21 protein-coding genes are annotated in these 25,257 nt (G+C 50.8%); 11 read left to right on the plus strand and 10 right to left on the minus strand.

The features are described 5' to 3' along the window. Positions 1-14: 14 nt before the first annotated feature. Positions 15-1,307: a phosphoribosylamine--glycine ligase gene (purD, locus tag AC5FXQ_RS09220; RefSeq protein WP_493602180.1), complete on the minus strand. Its 1,293-nt coding sequence runs from the start codon at positions 1,305-1,307 to the stop codon at positions 15-17. A gap of 216 nt (positions 1,308-1,523) precedes the next feature. Then, positions 1,524-3,704 (minus strand): DNA helicase RecQ, encoded by a 2,181-nt coding sequence (gene recQ / locus AC5FXQ_RS09225; protein ID WP_493602181.1) that lies wholly within the window; start codon positions 3,702-3,704, stop codon positions 1,524-1,526. 67 nt (positions 3,705-3,771) lie between these two features. Here recQ and AC5FXQ_RS09230 point away from each other — a divergent pair, with 67 nt between their 5' ends. Continuing rightward, complete coding sequence (locus AC5FXQ_RS09230; RefSeq protein WP_493602182.1) at positions 3,772-4,743, plus strand: KpsF/GutQ family sugar-phosphate isomerase; 972 nt, start codon at positions 3,772-3,774, stop codon at positions 4,741-4,743. A gap of 2 nt (positions 4,744-4,745) precedes the next feature. After that, entirely contained in the window at positions 4,746-5,822 is a 1,077-nt protein-coding gene (locus tag AC5FXQ_RS09235) for a mannose-1-phosphate guanylyltransferase (RefSeq protein WP_493602183.1), read from the plus strand. A 101-nt stretch (positions 5,823-5,923) separates the two neighbouring features. Here the strand turns inward: AC5FXQ_RS09235 and rlmB are convergent, their stop codons facing one another. From rlmB to AC5FXQ_RS09255, 4 genes are all read right to left on the minus strand, one after another. Next, entirely contained in the window at positions 5,924-6,769 is an 846-nt protein-coding gene (gene rlmB / locus AC5FXQ_RS09240; RefSeq protein WP_493602184.1) for a 23S rRNA (guanosine(2251)-2'-O)-methyltransferase RlmB, read from the minus strand. Beyond that, the gene (locus AC5FXQ_RS09245; RefSeq protein WP_493602185.1) at positions 6,742-8,004 is read right to left on the minus strand and encodes a GWxTD domain-containing protein; all 1,263 of its coding nucleotides are present in this window, start codon (positions 8,002-8,004) and stop codon (positions 6,742-6,744) included. The genes rlmB and AC5FXQ_RS09245 overlap by 28 nt, the downstream gene beginning before the upstream one ends. Before the next feature lie 90 nt (positions 8,005-8,094). Further along, positions 8,095-11,052, minus strand: coding sequence for a glycosyltransferase family 117 protein (locus AC5FXQ_RS09250; protein ID WP_493602186.1), 2,958 nt, complete (start codon positions 11,050-11,052; stop codon positions 8,095-8,097). Positions 11,053-11,181: 129 nt separating this feature from the next. Further along, positions 11,182-11,709, minus strand: coding sequence for a T9SS type A sorting domain-containing protein (locus AC5FXQ_RS09255; RefSeq protein WP_493602187.1), 528 nt, complete (start codon positions 11,707-11,709; stop codon positions 11,182-11,184). An 846-nt stretch (positions 11,710-12,555) separates the two neighbouring features. Between AC5FXQ_RS09255 and AC5FXQ_RS09260 the strand changes: the two genes are divergently transcribed. Further along, positions 12,556-13,149, plus strand: a complete 594-nt coding sequence (locus tag AC5FXQ_RS09260; protein ID WP_493602188.1) for a YceI family protein — start codon at positions 12,556-12,558, stop codon at positions 13,147-13,149. On the opposite strand, the gene AC5FXQ_RS09265 is transcribed toward AC5FXQ_RS09260, so the two are convergent. Next, positions 13,142-13,891, minus strand: a complete 750-nt coding sequence (locus AC5FXQ_RS09265) for a biotin--[acetyl-CoA-carboxylase] ligase (RefSeq protein ID WP_493602189.1) — start codon at positions 13,889-13,891, stop codon at positions 13,142-13,144. The two genes, AC5FXQ_RS09260 and AC5FXQ_RS09265, sit on opposite strands and share 8 nt — an antisense overlap. A 49-nt stretch (positions 13,892-13,940) precedes the next feature. Here AC5FXQ_RS09265 and rsfS point away from each other — a divergent pair, with 49 nt between their 5' ends. The 5 genes from rsfS to AC5FXQ_RS09290 all read left to right on the plus strand — a co-directional run bounded on the left by rsfS (position 13,941) and on the right by AC5FXQ_RS09290 (position 18,767). Then, positions 13,941-14,315: a ribosome silencing factor gene (rsfS, locus tag AC5FXQ_RS09270; RefSeq protein WP_493602190.1), complete on the plus strand. Its 375-nt coding sequence runs from the start codon at positions 13,941-13,943 to the stop codon at positions 14,313-14,315. A 71-nt stretch (positions 14,316-14,386) separates the two neighbouring features. Continuing rightward, the gene (ftsH, locus tag AC5FXQ_RS09275; RefSeq protein WP_493602191.1) at positions 14,387-16,522 is read left to right on the plus strand and encodes an ATP-dependent zinc metalloprotease FtsH; all 2,136 of its coding nucleotides are present in this window, start codon (positions 14,387-14,389) and stop codon (positions 16,520-16,522) included. A gap of 11 nt (positions 16,523-16,533) precedes the next feature. After that, positions 16,534-17,184, plus strand: a complete 651-nt coding sequence (locus tag AC5FXQ_RS09280; RefSeq protein WP_493602192.1) for a LutC/YkgG family protein — start codon at positions 16,534-16,536, stop codon at positions 17,182-17,184. Beyond that, on the plus strand, positions 17,168-17,938 hold the full coding sequence (locus AC5FXQ_RS09285) for a UDP-2,3-diacylglucosamine diphosphatase (protein WP_493602193.1): 771 nt from the start codon (positions 17,168-17,170) through the stop codon (positions 17,936-17,938). The genes AC5FXQ_RS09280 and AC5FXQ_RS09285 overlap by 17 nt, the downstream gene beginning before the upstream one ends. Continuing rightward, on the plus strand, positions 17,928-18,767 hold the full coding sequence (locus AC5FXQ_RS09290) for a hypothetical protein (protein WP_493602194.1): 840 nt from the start codon (positions 17,928-17,930) through the stop codon (positions 18,765-18,767). The genes AC5FXQ_RS09285 and AC5FXQ_RS09290 overlap by 11 nt, the downstream gene beginning before the upstream one ends. On the opposite strand, the gene AC5FXQ_RS09295 is transcribed toward AC5FXQ_RS09290, so the two are convergent. Next, positions 18,764-19,093 (minus strand): DMT family transporter, encoded by a 330-nt coding sequence (locus tag AC5FXQ_RS09295; RefSeq protein ID WP_493602195.1) that lies wholly within the window; start codon positions 19,091-19,093, stop codon positions 18,764-18,766. The two genes, AC5FXQ_RS09290 and AC5FXQ_RS09295, sit on opposite strands and share 4 nt — an antisense overlap. A gap of 83 nt (positions 19,094-19,176) precedes the next feature. Next, a complete protein-coding gene (locus AC5FXQ_RS09300; RefSeq protein WP_493602196.1) occupies positions 19,177-20,055 on the minus strand; it encodes a GNAT family N-acetyltransferase in 879 nt (292 codons plus the stop codon). A 164-nt stretch (positions 20,056-20,219) separates the two neighbouring features. Between AC5FXQ_RS09300 and AC5FXQ_RS09305 the strand changes: the two genes are divergently transcribed. Further along, positions 20,220-21,383, plus strand: a complete 1,164-nt coding sequence (locus AC5FXQ_RS09305) for a zinc-dependent alcohol dehydrogenase (protein ID WP_493602197.1) — start codon at positions 20,220-20,222, stop codon at positions 21,381-21,383. A gap of 67 nt (positions 21,384-21,450) precedes the next feature. Here the strand turns inward: AC5FXQ_RS09305 and AC5FXQ_RS09310 are convergent, their stop codons facing one another. After that, the gene (locus AC5FXQ_RS09310) at positions 21,451-22,866 is read right to left on the minus strand and encodes a lipopolysaccharide biosynthesis protein (protein WP_493602198.1); all 1,416 of its coding nucleotides are present in this window, start codon (positions 22,864-22,866) and stop codon (positions 21,451-21,453) included. 358 nt (positions 22,867-23,224) lie between these two features. Here AC5FXQ_RS09310 and AC5FXQ_RS09315 point away from each other — a divergent pair, with 358 nt between their 5' ends. Both AC5FXQ_RS09315 and AC5FXQ_RS09320 read left to right on the plus strand, forming a co-directional pair. Beyond that, positions 23,225-24,736, plus strand: coding sequence for a PSP1 domain-containing protein (locus tag AC5FXQ_RS09315; protein WP_493602199.1), 1,512 nt, complete (start codon positions 23,225-23,227; stop codon positions 24,734-24,736). Further along, positions 24,729-25,205 carry a gliding motility lipoprotein GldH gene (locus AC5FXQ_RS09320; RefSeq protein ID WP_493602200.1) on the plus strand — a complete coding sequence of 159 codons (477 nt, stop codon included), beginning with the start codon at positions 24,729-24,731 and terminating at the stop codon, positions 25,203-25,205. The genes AC5FXQ_RS09315 and AC5FXQ_RS09320 overlap by 8 nt, the downstream gene beginning before the upstream one ends. Positions 25,206-25,257: the final 52 nt, after the last annotated feature.

Genomic DNA, 25,257 nt, shown 5'->3' on the forward strand with positions numbered 1-25,257 from the left:
CAGGTATAGCCTGCCTAGTGCATAGGCTGCTTTGCTAAATCGAAGCCTATGTCGCGGCGATAATAGCGGTCAGTCCAGCTGATCGCTTCAGCTGCCTTGTTGGCTTTTGTCAGCGCTTCTTCCATGGTGTTGCCCAGGCCGGTTACTGCAATCACTCGGCCGCCGTTGTTCACAATCTTGTCATCTACACGCTTCGTACCGGCATGGAACACCAGGGTGTCGGCATCCACCTGCCCCAGACCTGAGATCTCCTTGCCCTTGTCAAAGCCTTCCGGGTAGCCGCCGGATACCAGGAATACTGTAGCGGCAGTACGCGGATCTATTTCCAGTTTAAAGTCACCGAGTTTGTGGTCATGCAAAGCCAGGAACAGCTCAAACAGATCTGACTTGATGCGTGGCAGGATAGCCTCTGTTTCCGGGTCGCCCAGTCGCACGTTGTACTCGATCACGTAAGGGTCGCCGTTCACGTTCATCAGGCCGATGAACAGGAAGCCGGTATAGTCCAGGTTATCGGCCTGCATACCGCGTATAGTTGGCTCAATCACACGGTCACGCACCTTCTGCATGAACGCTTCATCAGCAAACGGAACCGGTGAAACAGCACCCATACCTCCTGTGTTCAGACCAGCATCGCCTTCGCCTATGCGCTTGTAGTCTTTTGCCTCCGGAAGCAGCACATACTCCTTGCCGTCCGTCAAAATAAACACCGACACCTCTATACCTTGCAGGTACTCTTCGATCACTACTTTGCTGCCTGCCTTGCCAAACTTGTGGTTACGTAGCATGGCCTCCAGGCTATCGATGGCATCCTCAAAGTTCTGCGCGATAATCACACCTTTGCCAGCCGCCAGTCCGTCGGCTTTGAGCACAACAGGGTAGCTGTGCGTGCGCAGGTACTCCACAGCATCGCGGTAGTTCGTCTCAGTAAAGGTCTCGTAACGTGCTGTCGGGATGTTGTTCTTCTGCAGAAAGGCCTTGCAGAAATCTTTGCTGCCCTCCAGCATGGCACCCAGCTTCTTAGGGCCTACCACCAGCACATCGCGCAGAAAATCTTTCTCCTGAAAATAGTCATGTATACCTTCTACCAGGGTGTTTTCCGGACCGACTACTACCATCATGATATTGAAGTCAGTCACAAACTTGGCTACCTCGTCAAAGTTGTGAATATCGATAGCGCAGCTGGTGTGAAACTCGTCCGTGCCCGCGTTTCCGGGTGCAACAAATATCTGCTCAGCGTATGGGCTCTGGCTCAGTTTCCAGGCAAGTGCATGCTCTCTTGCGCCAGATCCTATAATCAATACGTTCATAGTCTAATTGCTAGTTGCTCGTTATTAATTGCTGCTTTCAGCGTTACTAAAAGCATCGTTGCGAAGTTATAAATTTATAATGCGCAGTGCAGCACAATTCACGGTTTTTACTTTTCCTGCTGTCTGCTGCTCTAAAATAAGAAGAGACCGTTGCTTCTTTACAACGGTCTCTTTACATGTATTCTTGCAATTGTATCTGATCAAACAATCAACAAGTTAGTTCGCGTACTCCGACAGGAACTTGATTCGCATCAGGCGCACGTCCTCTTCGGAATAGTCATCTGTGCCGAGCTCCTTAAGGGCTACCGCTATGTTGTCGGTGCTGGCGCTCATAAAGTAATCGTATATCTCATCCTGGCGCTCATCGTCCAGGATGTTGTCGATGTAGTAGTTCAGGTTCAGTTTTGTGCCTGAGTAGCAGATGTGCTCTATCTCTTCAATCAATTCCTGCATGGTTAGGTCTTTAGAAGAAGCGATCTCCTCCAAATCTACCTTCTTGTCTATCTGCTGGATGATGTAGATCTTGATCTTTGACTTGTTCACGGTAGTTTTCACCACCACGTCAGCAGCCGTTACGATATCATTCTCCTCAACATACTTGCTGATCAGGTCCAGGAAGGGCTTACCGAACTTCTGCACCTTACCCATACCTACGCCGGCAATATGCGCCAGCTCCTCGCGGGTAGTCGGGTATACAGTGGCCATCTCTTTCAGTGACGGATCCTGGAACAGCACGTATGGCGGCAGATTCTTTTCCTTAGCCAGTTTCTTGCGCAGGTTCTTGAGCAGGTCAAACAGTACTTCGTCGTGGCCAGCAGAAGCCTGTGTCTCCTCTTTCTCTTCGTCTGCTTTTACTTCCTGCTCATAATCGTGGTCTTTGGTTAGTTGGATCGGGTGCGGATTAGCAATAAAGTCACGGCCCTTTTGGGTGAGCTTTACGATGCCAAACTGCTCGATGTCCTTCTCCAGATACTCTGACAACAACACCTGGCGCAGCACAGAGCTCCAGAACTGGGCGTCATGCGCTTTGCCGGCGCCAAACACTTCCAGTTGATCGTGCTCGTAGCTTGTAACGTGCTGGTTGCGCAGGCCTGTCAGCACCGCTGTATTGTGATCGATGCTGAAGCGCTCTCCTGTCTGCTGTATCGTTTTAAGGGCCAGCAGCACCTCGTTCTGCGCCTCAAAGCGTTCTTTCGGGTGCAGACAGTTGTCGCAGAAGCCGCAGTCTTTTTCGTAAGCCTCGCCAAAGTAGTGCAGCAGTTGCTTACGACGGCACACGGCTGAGTCAGCGTAAGCGGCCATCTCCTGTAGCAGCAGCTTAGAGTTGTCGCGCTCAGTTACCGGCTTGTCTTTGTTGAATTTCTCCAGCTTGATGATGTCATCGTAACTGTAGAACATGATGCAGTTACCTTCCAGGCCATCACGGCCGGCGCGGCCCGTTTCCTGGTAGTAACCCTCAATGGACTTCGGTGTATCGTAGTGGATCACAAAACGCACATCCGGTTTGTCGATGCCCATACCGAAGGCAATAGTCGCCACGATCACGTCGGCCTCCTCGTTCAGGAAAGCATCCTGGTTAGCCATGCGTATGTTGGAGTCCAGACCGGCGTGGTATGGCAGTGCTTTGATATCGTTCACGCGAAGCAGTTCCGCGATCTCTTCTACTTTCTTGCGGCTCAGGCAGTAAATCACACCGCTCTTGCCTTTGTGCTTCTTTACATACTGAATTACCTGCTTCTTGGTGTTGTGCTTCGGGCGCACCTCGTAGTACAGGTTCGTACGGTTAAATGACGATTTGAACACTGAGGCCTCGTCCATCTGCAGGTTGCGCTGGATGTCGAGCTGTACCTTAGGCGTAGCCGTTGCGGTCAGGGCGATGATCGGCAGGTTACCGATCTGGTCGATGATACCCCGGATGCGGCGGTACTCCGGACGGAAATCATGTCCCCACTCCGAAATACAGTGTGCCTCGTCGATGGCTACAAAGGAGATATTGGAAGCTCGCAGAAACTCAACCGTTTCTTCTTTGGTCAGTGATTCCGGCGCTACATAGAGCAGCTTCACTTCGCCGGCCAGGGTTTCCTTCTTCACTCTGTTGATCTCCGACTTTGAAAGTGTGGAGTTCAGGAAATGGGCATTCACCCCGAAAGCGTTCAGTTGATCCACCTGATTTTTCATCAGGGCGATCAGCGGCGAAATAACGATGGCAGTTCCCGGCAATGATAGGGCAGGCAGTTGGTAGCACAACGACTTGCCAGCACCGGTCGGCATAATCACAAAGGTGTTCTTTCCGTTGATAATATTGTTTATTATCAACTCCTGATTCCCCCTAAATTGATTATACCCAAAAACTTCCTTTAATTTGTTTTTGAGATTGATCTCCTGTTTGGTAGACATGTAATAAATCAGAAATTTAACTGTAAAGCAACGTATCCCCTTAGGATACCTTTAACACAAATTTAAATTGAATCTTCTTAATAATATAGCCCTTACAGCAAAAAAAGTATTGGCCGATGAGGCTGAAGCTATCGCCAGACTGGCGGATTTTATCGACGAAGGCTTTGAAAATTGCGTCAAAGCTATCCTGAACATCAAAGGGCGTGTCGTAGTGACAGGTATAGGCAAGAGTGCCAACATCGCCACCAAAATTGTGGCCACCCTTAACTCGACCGGAACCCCTGCGCTTTTTATGCACGCGGCCGATGCCATTCACGGCGACCTTGGCATGATCCAGCCCGATGATTTTGTGATCTGTATCTCCAAGAGCGGCAACACACCTGAGATAAAGGTACTTGTTCCGTTGCTCAAACGCAAAGGTGCCCAACTGGCGGCCCTTGTTTCGAGCACCGACTCATACCTGGCCCAGAGTGCTGACTTCGTGCTGAACGCCTCCGTAGAGCGCGAGGCCTGCCCGCACAACCTGGCTCCCACTACCAGCACCACGGCTGCGCTGGCACTTGGCGATGCCCTGGCGGTGAGCCTGCTGGAGGCACGTGGCTTCAGCAGTGCCGACTTTGCCACGCTGCATCCGGGCGGTTCGCTGGGCAAGCGCCTCTACCTGAAGGTAGATGATATCTTCCGCCAGAACATGGCGCCACAGGTTTTAGAAAACGCCGCGCTGAAGGATATCATCATCGAAATTTCCTCTAAAAGGCTGGGTGCCACTGCTGTGGTAAAAGAAGGAACAGAAGAATTGGTGGGAATTATAACTGATGGCGATTTACGCCGTATGCTGAACAAATATGATTCAATAGACGGTATACGCGCTTCAGATATCATGACGGCATCCCCCCTCTCCATAGAGCCCGAAACCTATGCGGCTGAAGCGCTTGCTATCATGCAGCAAAAAAACATCACGCAACTTATTGTCACTAAATCAGGCAAATTCGAGGGCTTTGTGCACCTCCACGATTTGCTGAAAGAAGGACTCATATAGACATGAACGAAAACACTTACGTGGTTATCATGGCAGGCGGCATCGGAAGCCGCTTCTGGCCATTCAGCCGTACCGATTTCCCAAAGCAGTTTCATGATGTACTGGGCGTGGGCGAAAGCATGCTCCAGATGACCATGAACCGTTTCAAGGACATCTGCCCACCCGAAAACGTATACGTGGTCACCAACCGCGACTACGAAAACCTGGTAAAAGAGCAATTGCCGCAGCTGAGCGACAACCAGATCCTGCTCGAGCCGATCGGGCGTAACACGGCTCCCTGTATCGCTTACGCTTCGTACAAAATAGCGCAGATCAACCCGAACGCCAACCTCATCGTGACGCCTTCGGACCACGTGGTACTGAAGCAGGACGCCTTTACCAAGGTCATTAAAGAGGCCGTGGAAGCCGCCGACAGCGATGACGTGCTCATCACACTCGGCATCACCCCAAGCCGCCCTGACACAGGTTACGGCTATATCCAGTACATCGACGGTGAGTCACAGACTATTAAAAAGGTAAAAACCTTCACAGAAAAGCCGAACCTGGAGCTGGCACAGATGTTCCTCAACAGCGGCGACTTTGTATGGAACTCCGGTATTTTTATCTGGAATGTGCAGAGTATCATGAGAGCCTTCAAACAATACCTGCCTGAAATAAGCGAAGTGTTTGAAGAAGGCGCTTCTTATATGCATACGCCGGAAGAACCTAACTTCATCGTGAAAGCTTACTCCCATTGCCGTAACATCTCGATCGACTATGGCATCATGGAGAAAGTGGACAATGTGTATGTGGTACTGGCCGATATTGGCTGGTCAGACCTGGGCACCTGGAACTCGCTCTATACCATAAACGAGAAAGATGAGACCGGTAACGTAGTGGATGGCGATGTGATGCTGTACGACACTAAAAACTGCATCATCAAAACGCCGAAGGAACGCCTGGTAGTACTACAGGGGCTGGAAGGGTACATTGTGGCCGAGCACGACAATGTGCTGATGATCTGCCGCCTGGACGAAGAGCAAAAAGTAAAGGAGTTTATGTCGGATGCCAAATCAAAAAAAGGCGCTGAGTATATCTAACAGACTAAACTTTTATACCTGCTAAGGTATAGATATAATAACAAGAAGGGGAACGCTATAGTAGTGTTCCCCTTCTTTATTGACTTCTGCTAAATGATAGCTTATCTCGGCTCAAATGTATTCAGACTGGAGTAACCGCTTTCGCGCAGTCGGTGGCTCATGGCTTCGTACAGAATAATGCCTGTTGCCACGGATACGTTCAGCGAACCGATCTGCCCCAGTAATGGAATGCGCAGCTTGGCATCAGCACGCTTGAGGTACTCAGGCGATATGCCGTCTTCCTCGCTGCCCATGATAATGGCGGTCGGGCCTACAAAATCAACTGTATTATCGTTCAGGTTATGCTCTGTCTTTTCTGTGCAGGCTACGATCTGCACCCCATAGTCTTTCAGGTAATCGATCGTATTTTTCAGATTCTGCTCACGGCAGACAGGGACCAGGTGCAGGGCTCCGGCCGAGGTTTTGATCGCATCGGCATTGATCTGGGCGCCTCCCCTGCTAGGTATAACGATCGCATCCACACCCATACACTCCGCGTTACGGGCTATTGAACCGAAGTTACGGACGTCCGTGATGCGGTCAAGTATAAGCAGCAGCGGGCTTTTGCCTTTCTCGAAAAGTGAAGTCACGATCTCATCCAGCGGCATGTAGGTGATCGCTGAGATCAAGGCAACTGCTCCCTGGTGATTTTTGCGGGTCAGGTTGTTCAGCTTCTCAATCGGTACGCTGGCGACAGGTATGTCATGCTTTTTGGCCAGGTCAAGCAGTTCATCCACGTTGGGGTTGCGGGCACCCTTCTGCACAAAGACCTTCTCCAGCACCTTTCCGGCCAGCATGGCCTCGATGATAGGTCTGAGGCCAAAGATCATTTCCATTTTATCCTCCTTAGGAGTTCTGGGGCCGCTATAGCGGTTTCCTCCTACAAATTTATTATTCCTGCTCTCCATCTTGCTACAGTGCTGTACCAGTTCTCCTCGTATTCACGATTTCGTACCAGCTCAAAGTGATTTTCGGTAAAGTTATTCTCTTTTTTCGTAAATACGAACTTGACATATGGTGTCGCCTCTGATTCGCGGTAGATCCAGGTTTCTGCATCGGGGCTAGTGCTCACGTTATGGGGCTTGCCATAAATGATGTAGATCATACCCCGATCAGTGGCCCAGCCAGGCTTAAATGAGGTATAGAGCTTGTTCGCTGTCTCGACGCGGGTATAGTAGGCCCGGATCAACTCACGGGCCAGCTTCTTGTCCTTGGCTATTTTCAGCCAGAAACCATCCACAGCGGCTTTTTGATCCTGAGTATTGTAAAGCGCTTCCCGCTCAGCTGAAGTGGTGAGGTAGATTAAGGGGGTGATCATATCCTGCACCCGGGTGACCAGCGGGTAATTCCCTCCCTGCACCACCAGCCCCTGTGTAGCACCTGACGCAGTGCGCAACAGGTATAGCCCTTCCTGTTCTAAACGAAAGGTATCCAATACAGCCAATGGTTGTGTACCTCCTGTGGCCTGCGGCACATCAGGCAAGCTTTCCTGGCGCGTTGACATCGGAGGCAAGGCTGGCTGCAGCGTGTAATTAGCCTGTTGCACCGTGAACGTGGCCGTGCCGCTGGTATCGCTTTGCTGCCACAGGTATAGGCTGTCGGAGGCAGTGGCAAAGCCTCTCAGCACCGGTGCGTTCGTGCGCACGTGCAGCAGCATAAAATCTTTTTGCAGCATGTCGGGTCGCAGTGCCAGTCGGTGGGACACACCGAGGCGCTCCTGCCCAGCCAGCTTCATCCAAAGCCGCACCTGCATCGTATTGCCTGCCGCCACATAGCTAGCTGGTACTGTCACCGGCACCTCTAATGTTCCGCTTGACGCCACCATATACTGCGGTAGCACCTGCACGGTGTCGCGCAGCAGGAGCATGTCTCGCTCGGTACTGCCTGAGCGGATAGTGAAGTCCACCCGGTCAGCTGCCTGCGTCAGGTCGAGCAGTTGCCGAAGCTCTTCAAACCGCAGGATCAGGTGCAAACTATCAGGAGTGCTGTAGTAGCCGTGCTGCAATACCACCTCAGGCTGCTCAGCTCTTGGGGCAACAGGTGCGGTATCACGGTACATTGGCGCATAGGCAATGTCGGAGCTGCCGCATGATGAGAGGAGCAGCAGGACTGACAGGCAGGCAAGAAGACTTATCTGTTTCATTAGCTTGAAGATAAAGCAGGCACCCGAAAATAGCAAAAGCCGAACACAGAAACGGGTTCGGCTTTTGTACTGTTTAACTCTCTATTTTGTTTAACGGCGCATGCGTTGCAAATATTGTACAAACACATCCTGCAGCTCTTTTGCCTTCTGCTCTTCGCCGATGGCCTGCGCCTCGCCTATAAGCTGCTGCATGATAAACAGGTTCGTCTGTATCTCCATGTCGAACAGGGCGCCTTTTTCCAGGTAATAGTCCACTGCCTCGCGTGAGTTTCTGGCCATATCCTCCCACAAACTTCTTGCTCGCTCTTCTTCGCCCAGGTCTGCCAAAATTGAGATAAACTGCGGCGTATAGTAGTCGTAAGGGATCGTGCTTGGCGGCAACTGCTCAAAAGCGTAGTCCACGATCTCCTTGGCACGGGCGTTGTCACCGCTCATCAGGTATTCCGCGGCCAGTTTACCGAACTTATCGCGGGCATTGGCTGCGAAGCGGAAGTAGTTCTCGTCGTAGAAGATGCTTGGGTCATTGAAGTTACGGAAGCGGAACTTCTTCATCATGTTCTCATACATCACCTCTTTGTTCAGGAAGCCCGGCATGTCTTCACTGCTCACTTTAACAGGCACCACACGGTAAGCGAGACCCTCCAGCTGGAAGTATTCGGAAAGCCCCATAAAGTCAGCGCTGTTCACAGTAGTGGAGAAGTACACAGGGCGTTCCCACTCGTTTGTGGCCAGCAGGTCCAGTATGATCATGTGCTTCTTCTCGAGCAGCGACTTGTTAATGGTCCACTGCATACGGTCTGAGATCTGATCCTGGTAATCGTCGGCCACAAAGCCAGCCTGTGCTACCTTGTCGGTATCAACGTTCAGGAAGAAGTTTTTGGTAGGGAAGCTCAGCAGCGTGCTACCACTGCCCGCCTGCACCTGCAGCGCCGGGTGGTTCTGACGGATCAGGCTTACAAACTGCTTCAGGTCTATACCTGCCGCTACCTGCTGTCGCTCTACGTATGGCAGGTAGTCGTTCGTTCCCTGACGGTAGTTTTCGTTCTCCAGCGACAGCGGCCACGGATCAGACTCGTAAGCCTGGCGCTTCATCTGGTCGATGTACCAATCAGTGTTCAGGTAGCTGAGTACGGCTACACGCACATCCGTACGGTAACCCTCTACTTCCTGTGCATACCACAGCGGGAAGGTATCGTTGTCGCCGTTGGTGAACAGGATGCCATTAGGCGCCACTGAATCCAGCAGGTTTTTGGCAGAGTCTACAGAGTGATAGCGATTGGAGCGGTCGTGATCGTCCCATCCCTCTGCTGCCAATATGCCTGGCACCGCCAGACCGATGACAGTAGCAATAGCGCCACTGGTTGTTACATTGCGTAGGGCGCGGTTAAGCAGCTCGGCTATACCCAGCACCCCCAGTCCGATCCAGATAGAGAAGGCATAGAAGGAGCCTGCAAAGGTATAATCACGCTCTCGCGGCTCTATTGGCGGCTGGTTTAGGTATAAGGCAATGGCTATACCTGTAAAGAAGAAGAGCAGGCCGACAATAAAGGCATCGCGCTCGTTCTTGCGAATCTGATAGATGAGACCGATGATACCGAAAATAAGTGGTAGCAGGAAGAAGCAGTTACGTGCCATACTGTTGGCCACCCGGTCAGGTACGCCATCGGTTGGTTTACCAAACCACAGTACGCCCGCCTGCTGCACGTCACTTTCGCGCCCCACAAAGTTCCAGAGGAAATAACGCCAGTACATATGGCCCAGTTGGTAGCGCAGCAGGAAGCTCAGGTTTTGGCCAAATGTTGGCGCCTGCCCCTCCCGGAGGTCTACCCACTTTTTATACTCCTGCAGGTGCTGCGGATTATCACTGTAGATACGCGGCAGGAGGGTTTTGTCTTTGCTATCGTATACAGTCTCCAGCTTGCGGCCTGTCACCACATATTTATCCTTACCCTTCACATAACGTGGCGCTCCCTCTTCCTGTGCGACCGGCTGCGCATTGTACTGCGGCCCATAAAGCAGCGGACGATCACCGTACTGCTCACGCTTCAGGTATGACACAAAGCTCAGGATATCCTGCGGGTCATTTTCGTCAATGGTTGGGTTATAAGAAGAGCGGATCGGGATGATCATGTAAGAAGAGTACCCGATCAGGATGAAAGTGAAGCACAGAATAGCCGTGTTCAGCACCCGAATGTTATGCTTAATAGAATAGCGTACACCATAGATGATGGCTGCTACCAGCAGGATCACAAAGAAAATGATGCCTGAACCGAAAGGCAGGCCCAGTGAGTTTACGAAGAACACCTCCACATTGCCGGCAAGTGATGGCAAACCAGGTATGATACCCCACAGGATGGCGACCACAATCACGGCACTGATCAGGAAGGCGATCACGCCACCTTTCCAGCTTGGTCTGTACAGACGGAAGTAGTAGATGAAGGCCAACGCAGGTATAGCTACCAGGTTCAGCAAGTGAGCACCAATCGAAAGGCCTATCAGGTAGGCGATCAGGATCAACCACTTGTCTGACAGCGTTTCTCCTACCTTTGATTCCCAACGCAGCATAGCCCAGAACACAATGGCCGTGAAAAATGACGACATGGCGTATACTTCTGCCTCAACTGCTGAGAACCAGGCTGAATCAGTGAAAGTATAGGCGAGTGCGCCAACGGCACCAGCACCCATAATCAGCACAGTCTGGCCTTTGGTAGGCGCTACGCCCTCCTGTTTTACCAGCAACCGGCGTGACAGGATAGTGATGGACCAGAACAGGAACAGAACTGTGAATGAGCTACTCAGAGCGGATAGCAGGTTAACCCACCAGGCCACCTGGGTTGGGTCGCTGGCAAACATGGAGAAGATGCGGCCTACCAGCAGGTAGAAAGGTGCCCCCGGAGGGTGCGGCACTAAAAGTTTGTAAGAACAGGCGATGAATTCGCCCGCATCCCAGAAACTGGCGGTAGGTTCCAGCGTCAATACATAAACGGCCGTCGCGATCAAAAACACGAGCCAGCCTACGAGGTTGTTTATCTTGCGATAATCCGTCATAGCAATTCTAAAATATTCAGCGTCGAAAATACTAAATAAATTGGTGCCTGCGCACCTTTGGCGAGTCAGCAATAAAAAAAAGCCAGTCTCTCAACTGGCTTTTGCTATTATAACGGGTATAGCTCCCTTTTATTTCTGAAGGATCAAACGCTTTGTTTCCACCGTCTTATCGTTTACGAGCAGGCTGTAAAAATACACCCCGGCCGGGTATCCCGTCATATCGAGAATGAACACATTGGAGTGCGTTACCGGCAGCTCGTGCGTTTCCATCACCTTACCGATCGTATTCGAGATCTTCAGCTTATAGTTTTCGGTCATACCAACCTGCGACAGCGACACACGGGTGATGCCACGCGAAGGGTTCGGGTAGGCACTGATCGAAGGCGTCTGACGCTCCGGCACTGGCATAAAAGCCATGTAAGAACTGATCACAAACTGTGAAGAACCGGCATAAGCCGTCTCGGTCAGGTATAAGCCTCTGTTCTTGTTTGCAGTATAGTTCTTAACCCACGAAGCAGTCCTGGCATTCTCAGCCCGCACGTTCGCCTCAGCTTTCTTCTCAGGTATGGCTTTCCATGCTGAACCACCCCCAGTATTCACGGGCAATACCCCAGCCTCCTTTAAGCGGCCATCGGCCATTACACTGTATGCTGCCAAATGCGAAACCGCAAATACAGCTATTATTATCAATCTTGTAAAAGTTCTCATATATCACACCTCGCTTTTCTAAAGGTCCTGGCCACTAGCTGGCAGGATGTCAAAGATATACCAAAATATAGTAAATAGAAAAAATCTAATTAAAAATACAGCATACTATAGAAAAAGCTATACCTCCTTTTTTTTCTGTTTTGGCTCTACACAAGCAATATCAAGAACCATGCCTTACCACATTGTTTGCACAACCATGACCCCACATCTCAGCCAAGGGTTGCATCACTTCCTGCTATTTACCTTCCAAATGCCTTATATTACGAAGGCACAAATTGAACATAAGTATTATACAGCCTCATAACATACAGCAATAGAGATATTACAATTATATTATATTCATAAAGCCTCTCCAACAATAAGTCTATTAGTCATTCACGCTTAAAACCAAGCTACACAAACTTGAACAGCCTTAAAGCAGGTTTATAACGATAAAAAGAATCTAATTGAACTATAGGGTTATACATATAAAATGTGCAACTCACAAACCATCACCCCGTTACATTAAAAACAAACAATATTTTGGACTAATTCCTATGTCTAGCATGGTATTAACTAGCCCTATATTTTTAACAAAAATAGTTTGTGAAGACGCCACATGCGCCTTGGACCTGGTTGGACAACTGTACCTAATGGCACTGATTTAAAAATAAAGTCGGCGAGAAATATGGAAGATTAAACAGAAAAAATATTAAGAAATGGACCACTATTTTTAGTGAACGACCCCAACTATCTCTGCTCAGATTAGTTAAATAAATATAAGGAAAGCTTAACCGAAGAGAAGACAAGACATGTATGAAAAAGCTACTCCTACTTGTATGCATCCTGTATGGGATACTCCCGCCGGCACAAGCCCAGACAGGCTCTTATAAAGGCATCGGCACTATCGTGTTTGAGGCTGGTGCACCGCTTAGCCTGATCAAAGGCACGTCCGAAGCCGCTAATGGCCTGATTGATCTTGAGACTGGTAAATTCAGATTTGATGTCCCCATCACCTCCTTTAAGTTTCTGAACTCCCTCATGCAGGAGCGCTTCAATGACAAATACATGCAAAGCAGTCGCTTTCAGAAAGCTACATTTGTAGGCAGAATCACAGAGAAAGGCCCCATTTCAGCCAAGGGAGAAGCCAAAGTGACTGCCACAGGCACTCTGACCATACACGGTGTGGCAAAGAAAAGAACCATCACCGGCACACTCGTTCAGAGCGGGAATACTTGGCAACTGCTCACCGACTTCCCGGTCAAACTAGCTGACCACCACATACAGGCGCCCAAACTAAGCTCGGGCTATGGCGCCAGCACCATGAACGTTTCGCTCAAGATGCCACTCTCACCCACTGCCCCTGTTCCGCAGCAGATCGCAACTGCAAAAAAACTCAGCATCAAATAATGTAAGCGACTTCTTTGAAGCCGAAGTAGCGGAGTTCACCGTCAATCTGCAAGGCCAGACGACCATCCTCATCCACGCCCATGATCCGCCCCTGTACCTGCTCAGTACCAATCTGGTAGCCATGCTCCTCCTGGTAGCGGTACAAAGCCTGCAGGTATTCATACTTCAACTTGTCTATTCTTCCACTGCGAAGCTCCAGGTAACGTTTTTCGAGCAACTCGAGCAGCCTGTTCACCAATCTTTTCACATCAAGTTGCGTACCTACCTCGGCTGCCAGCGAAGTGGCCGTGCTGATTCCGAAGTGAAGCTGGTTTACGTTTAAACCAATCCCAACAATACTGTGTTGTATGGATTGACTGGTAACTGTATTTTCAATCAGAATCCCGCCAAGCTTCCTGTCCTCAAAGTAAAGATCGTTAGGCCACTTGACCCGGGCATGCCCCAGTCCCTGTTCGCGCAACAGGTCAAGTACTGCCAGCGATACCGCCATGTTGAGGTAAAACTGGTGCCTGACAGCCAGAAAAACAGGTGACAGAATTACAGAAAGTGTGATATTTTTACCGGGAGCTGCCTCCCAGGTATTGCCCCGCTGACCGCGACCATGCGTCTGCTCGTCAGTAAGCACCACACAGCCCTCTGTGGCTTCATTTTTGAGGAGTAGCTGCTGGGCCTCTGAGTTGGTGGATTTACAAACCGGCAGAAAAAACAGCTGCTGGCCCATAAACAGCGTATTAGGCAACATAGATTAAACAGAATTTAGTACTTTTGTAAATCAAATTTAAGTAGTACAAATGAAAGAAACCAAGGCTGAGGCCAATTCAGACATATTGGCAGAGCTTGTAGTAAAAGGCATGCAGGAAAAGAAAGCGAGCAATATCGTCGTTCTTAACCTGAAGTCACTCAAAAATGCCGTATCTGATTACTTTGTAATCGCATCTGCTTCATCAGACACACAGCTGGACGCTATTGCATCGTCTATCGAAGAAGAAATATACAAGGCAACACGCCAGAACCCGTGGCAAAGTGAGGGACGCACCAACAAAGAGTGGGTCCTGCTTGACTACGTGGACGTGGTAGTGCATGTATTTCTGAAAGACAAACGTGAGTTCTACGCTTTAGAAGAGCTGTGGGGCGACGCAGGCATCCGCCGTATTGAAGATGCCTAAGCTTAGCAGGGGCTCCCTAAAACAAAACGGGACAGCTCTCTGTATTTCATGTATCCTGAAACAACATATTCATGGCTGAAAAGAATAATAAAGGAAATAACAATAAGAAGAAAAAGCCGATGATACCTCCAACCCCTCCACGGCCTACAATGCAGCTGTGGATGCTGGCGGTACTTATCCTGCTTATTTTCGGACTTACCTGGCTCAACAAGAGTAACGCCTCTGTAGAAACTACCCAACAGAACTTCGAAGAGATGCTGCTGAGCAACGATGTGCAGAAACTGACCATCGTGAACGGCAAGATCGTAGAGGTATACCTGAAGGAAGATGCCCTGCAGAACGAAAAGTACAGCCGTGAGCTGTCCAATCGTGGCACCTTAGGCAGTATGGACCAGGGTCCGCATTACCACTTCACCATCATCACAGCAGAGTCTTTTAAAGAAGATTACGAAAAGCTGCAGGCAGAGATCCCGCGCGAGAACCGTGTGCCTTATACCATTGAAACACGTACCGGCTTTGCCGACTTCTTCTTCCAGTGGGGCTTCCTGATCCTGTTGCTGTTTGGTTTCTGGTTCCTGATGCGCCGCGTAACAGCGGGTGGCGCAGGTGGTCAGATCTTCAACATTGGCAAGTCCAAAGCCGCCCTGTTTGACGCTGAAAACAAGGTAAAGATTACGTTCAAGGACGTGGCTGGCCTGGAAGAAGCGAAAGAAGAGATCCAGGAGATCGTGGAGTTCCTCAAGAACCCAAGCAAGTTCACGATTCTGGGTGGTAAGATACCGAAAGGTGCTCTACTTGTAGGCCCTCCAGGTACAGGTAAGACTTTGCTCGCGAAGGCGGTGGCTGGTGAAGCCGATGTGCCGTTCTTCTCGCTCTCAGGTTCTGACTTCGTGGAGATGTTCGTAGGTGTGGGAGCTGCCCGTGTGCGTGACCTGTTTAAGCAGGCGAAAGCGAAAGCACCTTGTATCATCTTTATTGACGAGATTGACGCGATTGGTCGTCACCGTAGCCGTGGCGCTACGCCAGGTGGCAACGACGAACGTGAGAATACATTGAACTCCCTGCTGGTTGAGATGGATGGTTTCGCGACTGACTCAGGTGTGATTATCCTGGCAGCGACCAACCGCCCTGACACCTTGGACTCGGCCCTGCTGCGTCCGGGACGTTTTGATCGCCAGATCAGCATTGACAAACCAGACATCAACGGCCGTACCGAGATTTTCGACGTGCACTTGAAGCCGCTTACCCTGTCTGCTGATGTAGATGCCCGTAAGCTGGCTGCTCAGACACCTGGTTTTGCCGGTGCCGAGATTGCCAACGTGTGTAACGAAGCTGCCCTGATCGCCGCTCGTCGCAATAAGAAGGCAGTAGACCAACAAGATTTCAACGATGCCATCGACCGTGTGATTGGTGGTCTGGAGAAGAAAAACAAGATCATCTCTCCTGAAGAGAAAAAGATCGTGGCTTACCACGAAGCTGGTCACGCTATTGCCGGCTGGTTCCTGGAGCACGCCGATCCGTTGGTGAAAGTAAGTATTGTTCCACGTGGCGTTGCCGCGTTGGGTTATGCGCAGTACTTACCAAAAGAGCAGTTCCTGTACACGACAGAGCAGCTCATCGACGAAATGTGCATGGCCCTGGGTGGACGTGCGGCTGAAGAGCTGGTATTTGGCAAGATCTCTACAGGAGCTTTGAGTGACCTGGAGCGTATCACCAAAATGGCTTATAGCATCGTGACGATGTATGGCATGAACTCTAAAATAGGCAATGTGTCGTTCTACGATTCGAAGCAGACGGATATGGCCTTCAACAAACCATACTCTGAGGCGACTGCCGAAACCATTGACAACGAGGTACGCAACATCATCGAGACGGCTTATATCCGCACCAAGCAACTGCTGACGGATAAGGCACGAGAGCTGGAGATAGTAGCGCAGGAACTGTTGCAGAAAGAGATCCTGTTCCAGAGCGATCTGGAGCGACTGGTTGGCAAGCGTCCTTTTGATGCGCTGACTACCTACCAGGCACACACTGCCGGTACGGACCGCAGCAAAACAAAGAGCGAAGTAAACCAGGAACAGCATCCGATCGAAGTAGGACAGACTGAGCATCCGGAGCAGAACGGACAAGGCAGTGTTCCCGGAACGCCGATCCAGAACGATGCTTCTTCTGATCCGAACGACAACATCAATTCCAGAACAGCTTGATAACACCAGGCATGTACGAAGCAAAATCGAAAGAAATTGTATTGAGAAGAGTAAGAGAGGCGCTGGCTAAGTCGGCGCCTTTTCTGCCTCCTACCCCAGATTTGAGCTCACCGCTGCACCAACCACTGGCAGAAGACCATTCTATCGCCTTTGCGCAGGCTTTCATTGCCAATAGTGGCCTTTTTGTGTACTGCGAAGACGAGGAGGACTTTTTCGATCAGCTTTTCAATTTAAAGAGGGAACAGCAGATCGAGTACCTGCACGTATGGGAGCCTAATCTGCAGAACATCCTCTACCAGGCAGGCATAGATTTCACTTCTACCGAAGAGGATTTTATACAAAAAGCCCAGGCAAGCCTCACTACCTGCGAGGCATTGATTACCCGCACCGGCAGTGTATTGGTAAGTTCAGGTAATGCCGGCGGCAGACGCCTGAGCATATACCCGGAAACGCACATGGTCGTGGCCAAAGCCAGCCAACTGGTGCCTGACATCAAAGACGGCCTGCAGCGGGTGCGCGATAAGTATAAGGAGAATTTTCCTTCTATGGTATCGCTGGTGAGTGGCCCAAGTCGTACGGCCGATATCGAAAAAACATTGGTAATGGGCGCCCACGGCCCAAAACAGCTAGTACTTTTCCTGATAGATGACCTTCCGCATTGACGAGCTGGCTCCCGGCCAGAAAGTGTATTTCGCCTCTGACTTTCACCTGGGTGTGCCTGATGCCGAGCGTAGCCGTGCCCGAGAGAAAAAGATCGTGCGCTGGCTCGATTCTGTCAAGCACGACGCCGCGGCTATCCTGCTGCTAGGCGACATATTCGACTTCTGGTTTGAGTACCGGCATGCTATACCGAAAGGCTTTATCAGACTACAAGGCAAACTGGCCGAACTGACCGATGCAGGTATACCCGTGCTTTTTTTCACGGGGAACCATGACATGTGGATGTTCGATTACTTCCCGGAAGAGCTCAATATTCCCATCATTCGGGAGCCTATTTCAACTAACCTTGGCGGGCACAAATTTTACATCGGGCATGGCGATGGCCTTGGACCGGGCGACCATACTTACAAAGTGCTCAAGAAGGTGTTCAATAACAAAGCCTGTCAGTGGATGTTTGCCCGTCTGCACCCCAACGCAGGTATAGGCATCGCCAACATGTGGTCGCGCAGGAGCCGCATCAGCAATACCAAGGACGATGAAAAGTTTTTTGGTGAAGAGGAGTGGCTGGTGCAGTACTGTAAAGAAGTGGAAAACAAGCAGCATCACGATTTCTACGTATTCGGTCACCGCCACCTGCCACTCGACATGCCCATCAACGGCGACAGCAGGTATGTGAACCTCGGAGAATGGGTCAATTTTTGCTCTTACGGCGTATATGACGGCAAAAACCTTAAACTGGAGTATTTTGAAAAATAGGCTATATCTGAGCGCAGCCTTATACCTGCTGCTGATAGCCCTGGCTATACCTGCCACAGCGCAGCAGCCTGACTCGTCGGTTGTGCTCGCCTTTAGCCACAGCCTGCCTATCTCCTCTCCTGCCACGGTGTCAATTGACCGCAACGGCAGCGTATACCTGATGGACACAGGTCGCAGCCTGTTCATGCTCGACTCAACCGGCAAGCCGGTCAATACTTTTTCGCCGCCGAGCCGCGGACGCATCACCGCGGTGGAGGCCTGGAACCCGATGAAGGTTTTCCTCTTTTATGAAGACCGTCAGGAGTTCACGCTGCTCGACCGTTTTATGCGTCCTATTGCTAACACCCGCCTGACAGACTTAGGCTATATGGGAAATGTGCAGGCAGCCACCCTTACCTCCGACGATAGTTTCTGGCTCTTCAACGAATCGGACTTTACGCTCAGCAAACTGGACCTGCGCTACCAGAAGCCTATCATCGAGACCCCACTCGACCTGATCCTGGACAAGGCTCGGTTTGATGTGCGCTTTATCCGTGAATACCAGAACATGGTATACCTGCTCGACTACAACGGCGGTGTGTATGTGTTCGACAACCTGGGCAATTACAAAAAGAAGCTGCCTTTTACGGGGGTTTCCTACATCGCTTTCAAGGGGAACGAGCTATACTTTGCGAAAGACAATGCCTTGCATTTCTTTGATCTCTACAAGCTGCAGGAGCGTGTGCTCCCCCTCCCAACCGATAAAAACTATCTCTCCGCCCTGATCAGCGACAATACGCTATACCTGTTCACCAAAGAGCAGGCTGACGTGTACCGCATGGGCCGCTAATTGCTCTCAGCAAAGTATTTCAGCCCAACTACACCCGCCACAATCATCAACAGGCACAGGATACGCATCAGGTCTTTGGGTTCGTTCAGGAAAAACATCCCCAGAATAGCTGTACCTGCGGCACCTATACCTGTCCAGATGGCATAAGCCGTGCCAAGCGGCAGCGTCTTCATGGCCTGCGCCAGTAGCACAAAGCTCAGGATCATGACGATGACCGTCACAATGCTCACCACAGGTTTTGTGAAACCCTCGCTATACTTTAGCCCAAAGGCCCATCCAATTTCGCAAATACCTGCCAGAATCAGGTAAAACCAAGCAGTACTCATATCGTTTTGTTTTGAAAGGCTCCGAAGCCCCTATCAGTGAAAAATCAGATGCAAATTAGCCAGATTAAAGGGGATAGCCATACTTATTGCAAAGGCAACAGCATTTCGTGCTGCGTAAGGAAGCGCTTGAGATGAATCCGTTCCAAAAAAGCAGCCAAGGTGGAGCAGGTACTGTCTACGTTTAAGAACAAAAGGGCTGGCGCTTTGGTATGCTTTATCGCTTCTCTCAACAGAGCCTTCGCTATACCCTGGTTACGGCTGCCCTGCTGCACCGCCAGCTGGGCTACAGCACCTGTGCGGGGAAAGAAAGCCACATAACCCACCAGCTGCTCTTCTGAGTAAGCCTCCATCACCAGTTTCTCGTCGGGGCTTCTGCGGAAAGCCTCTAGGGTATTTTGCCAGCTCGGGCTGCTATCACACAGGGCAGTGTAGGCTCTCCAGTTAGGTTTCGCAGCCTGCATTATCTCGACAGCAGGCATTGGTTCTTCGCTTGAAAGCAACAACTCACCTACAGGGCTTCGAAAACAGTCCAACGCACGGGTTACTTCAAAACCGATGGTTCGATAGACTTTAAAAGCAGCCGCATTCCCGTCAATCACTTCCAGCAGACATTGCTCTACGCCACTCTCGCGCAACTTGGGCAATAGAAAACCATAAAGCTGTTTCGTTAGCTGATGCCCCCGGTGCGCAGGTATAACGCCCGTGCCCGCATTGTAGGCGGTGGGTTTGCCCTGCCACTCTCCCAGCCCCGTCAGTATGAAACCCACCAGTTGCTCATCGCAAAAAGCCCCTACGCAGAAGGTTGCTTCTATACCTTCCCGCTTAAACTTCATGACAAACTCCTTGAGTGTTATATTAATCGGCACGATGTAATCGGCAAAGGCCGCCACAAACGTGTCGTACAGCACCGGAATATCCTGCTCACGCAGAAACGAGAAGGTATAGCGTTCAGACATCTCCATTATTTTTTTGCCAAGATACAACTTGCAAGGCTATACGGCACACGCACCAGACAGATAGCAGACCTATCCCTTTAAAAACCCACTGCAACAGCTAACCGTTAAACTTGAGTACTGTAAAGTACAAACGGCTACTTAACACTTATAACACATTTACTAAATAAACTATGAAAGCAGCAGTATTCCACAAAATGAAGGACATACAGGTAGAGACCATCGACGATCCGCGGATTGAAGATGCCCGTGACTGTATCCTTCGTGTAACATCCACAGCCATATGCGGCTCCGACCTGCACATCTACAACGGGATGATCCCGCAAGCCCGCGACATGGTGATGGGTCACGAGTTTATGGGCATTGTAGAAGAAGTAGGCTCGGGCGTGAAAAACCTCAAGAAAGGAGACCGGGTGGTGGTGCCTTTCCCTATCTCTTGCGGCACCTGCCACTTCTGCAACATGCAGTTGCCTACTCACTGCGAAAACTCCAACCCCGACCACTACGGTCCGGAGGGCGAGATCGTGATGGGCAAAGGCGCAGGTGCAGGCATATTCGGGTATACCGACATCTATGGCGGCTACAACGGCGGACAAGCTGAGTACGTGCGGGTGCCTTACGCCGACTACGGCCCACGCAAAATAGCAGACAACCTGACCGATGAACAGGCGCTTTTCCTCACCGACATCTTCCCGACCGGCTGGGCTGCCATTGACTGGGCACAGCTGAAAGGTGGTGAGACTGTAGCCGTTTGGGGCTGTGGCCCCGTGGGCATCATGGCCATGAAATCAGCCTGGCTAAACGGAGCCAAGCGGGTAATAGGCATCGACATACAGCCCTACCGCCTCGAAATGGCCCGCAAATCAGCCAATGCTGAAGTAATCAATGCCTCTGAGGTAGACGCCGTGGCGGTGATCCGCGATATGACAGGTGGCTATGGTGCCGATGTGTGCGTGGATGCCGTAGGTATGGAGGCAGATCGAAATGCACTCGAGAAAGCGCTGAACGTGGTGCAAATGGAAAAAGGCACAATGAAGGTACTCGAAAGATGCATGGATTCTGTGCGACGTGGCGGCGTGGTATCCGTTGTAGGGGTATATGGATCACCTTACAATAATTTTCCGCTCTACAAGTGGTTCGACAAGGGACTTACCCTACGTGGCGGTCAGGCCTGGGTGCACCGTTACATAGACCAGCTCATCTCGATGGTACAGGATGGCAAAGTAGTGCTCGACGATATCATTACACATACCGTTCCACTGGCAGAAGCCTCCCGCATGTACGACATCTTCAACAAAAAAGAAGACAACTGCGTGAAGGTGGTGCTGAAGCCGTAACAGGGACCAGAATAAATGCAGGAACAGGAAGTTAGCGCAAGGCTGGCTTCCTGTTTTTTCTTGCGGCCTATACCTGAGCCAGCTTCCTATACCTGAAAGCCGCCGCTATACCTGCCACTACAACTACAGATGAAACAATAGCCTTCACAATCAGATCTGCTTCACGGAGTTGATAGGCCAACACCAGCAGCACAACGGTAGCCACCAGCCACCAGATCGGGTAAAACTTCACTAAGGCCAGTTGCCTGTATGCTTTCAGGTAATACCCTGAGTAACCCATGTACATCAGTGCTGCAAAGGTCGTGTAGGCTGCCATCTGAAATCCGTACAGCGGCACCAGGATCAGGTTGAGTACGATGTTGCCTATACCTGCCACTGTGGAAATGCGCCAGAGTTTGGTCGTTTTTTCGTGGAAAGTAAGCAGATTAATCGCGGCCATATACATCGGGCGGAAGTTATACCCCATCAGAATCACGATAGCCAAAGGATAAGCATGTTGCAGTTCTTCGTTGCGGATTAGGAAACTAAAGAACTCTTTCATCCAAAGGCTCCCGACAAATGTGGCTGCGAAAAAGATTAACTGCAAGGTATAGGTGATGTAACGGGCCTGCAGCGCAGCCTCCATGCTTTTAGTCTGCGCATAGAGCTTCATGTACAGGGGTGTTGCTGCCTGTACCACTGCAAAACTGGCCGACGAGAAATAGATGCCGAAATTTGAGGCTACATTGTAAAGACCGATCCGACCGACAGGTACGTTTAACACATCCAGCACCAAGCGATCAGATGTGTCGAGCATAAAAAAAGAAAAGCCATGCGGCACTGCCGGCAGCGAAATTTTGAGACTGTGCCTGATGCGGTACCACTTAAAGTTGAAGATAGGCCAAAGGCTTTGCTTCGCGATAACATAAACACTCACCACAAAACCAACTACAGAAGACAGCAAACTGGCATAAAACCAGCCCATGTACCCCATTTTGAGGCCTGCAATAAAGTAAATAGTCAGGATAACGTTCACTCCTCCCATCAGGAAAGAGCGCAGCGCAATTGGCAGCGGACGCTGCGAGTGCAGGCAATACATGCCTCCAAACAAATCTGTGATAACAAAAAAGAGCATGGGTGCTCCGGTAAGCAGGGTGATCAGCAACCGGTTATCCTGCGCATCGGCAGGCACCACCAAATAGATTATCCCCATACACAGCAACCCATACAAGAGTGACCAGTATGTCAGAAAACCATAGAGCTGGCGCCAGATCCATTGAAATCGAGTGGGGTGCCGTGCAAAACTATTATCCATGACCACGGTAAACCCCAGTGACATTAACACCAGAAGGGCACTGTAGTAAGCTGTTATCACCCCCGCCACGCCATAATCGGTAGGTGTCAGGTACTGCGTGATCAGCGGTAGGGCCAGCACGCCTGCCAATCGGGGCAGTTGGGCAGACAGGCCGTAGATAGCAGCGTGTGACAGGAGTTTGCGTAGCATTCCCTAAAATTAGGGTATAAAATGTACACAGCCGCTATGCGTATTCGCATTTTCAGAAATAGGCAACTACAGATTAAAATTTCGCGGTAAAAGCACTAATTTGTGCTCTGTACTGTTTCATTCCGCAGGTACAATTGCCGCTAATTGAGCATAAGCTCAAAAAATTAGTATATTTGTTAATTCAGACAATAAGAAAACAAGAAGCCTCACGGCTATATAGGAGATATAAATAGTGGGATGTAGTTCATGTTCTAGTGGCGGATGCGGCACCAGCGAAAAACCGGGTGGCTGCAAAAGCAACGGCGGCTGTAGCACTGGTGGCTGCAACCGTTTAAATGTGTTCGACTGGCTCAGCGATATGGAGATACCAACCGCGTTTGAGGAGTTCGACATCGTAGAAATAAGATTCAAGGGAGGACGGAAAGATTTCTTCCGCAACATAAACAGACTCGACCTGACAACCGGTGACCCGGTGGTAGTAGACGTGCCAAATGGGCACCACATAGGTACTGTGTCGCTGAAAGGCGAACTCGTGCGCCTGCAGATGCTCAAAAAGAAAGTGGATAACAACGAGGAGATCCGCACCATCTACCGCATCGCCAATGAGCGCGATCTGGAGAAACTGCGCGAAGTGCAGGAGCAGGAAGCTGCCACCATGTATCGCTCCCGTGAGATTATCCAGCAGACGGGCCTCAAAATGAAGCTTTCGGATGTGGAGTACCAGGCCGATCGTTCCAAGGCGACGTTTTACTACTCTGCCGACGACCGCGTTGACTTCCGTGACCTGATCAAGAAGCTGGCGGAGGAGTTTAAGGTACGCATCGAGATGCGCCAGATCAGTCTTCGCCACGAGGCGGGACGCCTGGGAGGTATAGGCTCATGCGGACGCGAACTGTGCTGCTCAACCTGGCTCACTGATTTCAAGAGCGTGTCTACCACGGCGGCCCGTTACCAGAACCTTTCGCTCAACCCAAGCAAGCTTTCTGGCCAGTGCGGGCGCCTGAAGTGCTGCCTCAACTACGAGCTGGAAACTTATATGGAGGCGCTTAAGGATATACCTACCGTGTCGCGTCCGTTGCAGACCAAGCAGGGGGATGCCATGTTGCAGAAAACCGATATCTTCAAAAAGATGATGTGGTTTGGCTACAGAGGCGACAACAACTGGTACCCGGTGCCGGTGGAGCGAGTGCAGGAAATCCTGAAGATGAACAGCCAGGGTATAGTGCCTGAAATGCTGGTAGAAGAGCCCGTAAATGAGCCGAAGCAGAATGAGTTTGTGGCCCAGGTAGAGGGTAGTCTCGAGCGACTCGACGACAAGTTTAAGAATAAGAAAAAGAAGAAAAAGAAGAAAAAACCTGCCGCTGAAGGTGCAGAGGCCAAACAAAGCCAGCCACGTAATCAAGGTGAAGCACGCGAACCCAAAGAGCAGCGAGCTCCGCGTGAGGACAAAGGGCAGCGGGAAGGCAGAGGTCAGCGGGAAGGCCGTGGCCGTGACAGAGGCCCACGTGAGGCCAAGGCAGTTGATCAACAGGCTAAAGCTACTATAGTTCCTCAAACAGGAGCCACCGAAGCACAGCCAGCCGAGCAGGGGCAGCGACCTAAAAAGCAGCGCCCGCCACGCAACCGTGGCAATCGCGAAGGACGTGAAAACAGGGAGGAAAGACAGCCGAGAGGAGACGAAAAGCAGCCGCGTGAGCCCAGACCTGCACGGGAGGGTGGAGAGCCTAGACAACCGCGAGGCGAAGGCAGACCGGATGGACAGCCGCCTCAGGGCGATGGTGCATCACAGCAGCCCAAACGTCAGAAGTCACGCAGACCGAACCGTGGTCCAAAACCAAACCAACCAAAAACACCTTCGCCTGATGCGTAACATGATGCTAATGCTGGCAGTAGCAGGCACCTTACTACTGACGGCTTGCGACCCCTCGCGGGTATATGAGCAGAACATAGAACTGCCTGATAAGAACTGGACAGTGGACAATGCGCCGGTTTTTGAGTTTGCCATTGACGACACGACCAAAAGGTATAACGTGTACTTCAATGTGCGCTACTCACTGGCCTATGACTACTATAACCTATACCTGCAGCACCGCCTGACGGCCCCTGATAGCAGTGAGGTATCGGCAGCGCTGCACGAACTGCATCTGATGGATGCCAAAACAGGCAAACCTGAAGGAAAAGGTTCAAGCGACATTTACGACATGCAGTCAGTTGCGCTAAAGGAGGTTGCCTTCCCGCAGGCGGGCACTTACCGCCTGCAGTTGACGCAATACATGCGCCGTGACCCGCTACCTAACATTCTGGCAGTGGGCGTGCGTGTAGAAGAAGTTGCCAATTAGAAACAGGTACAGTTCCTGTAAAAAGGGCCGGGGCTAGTGTATAGCTTCGGCC

It is taken from the genome of Pontibacter sp. LHS1 (assembly GCF_058932855.1).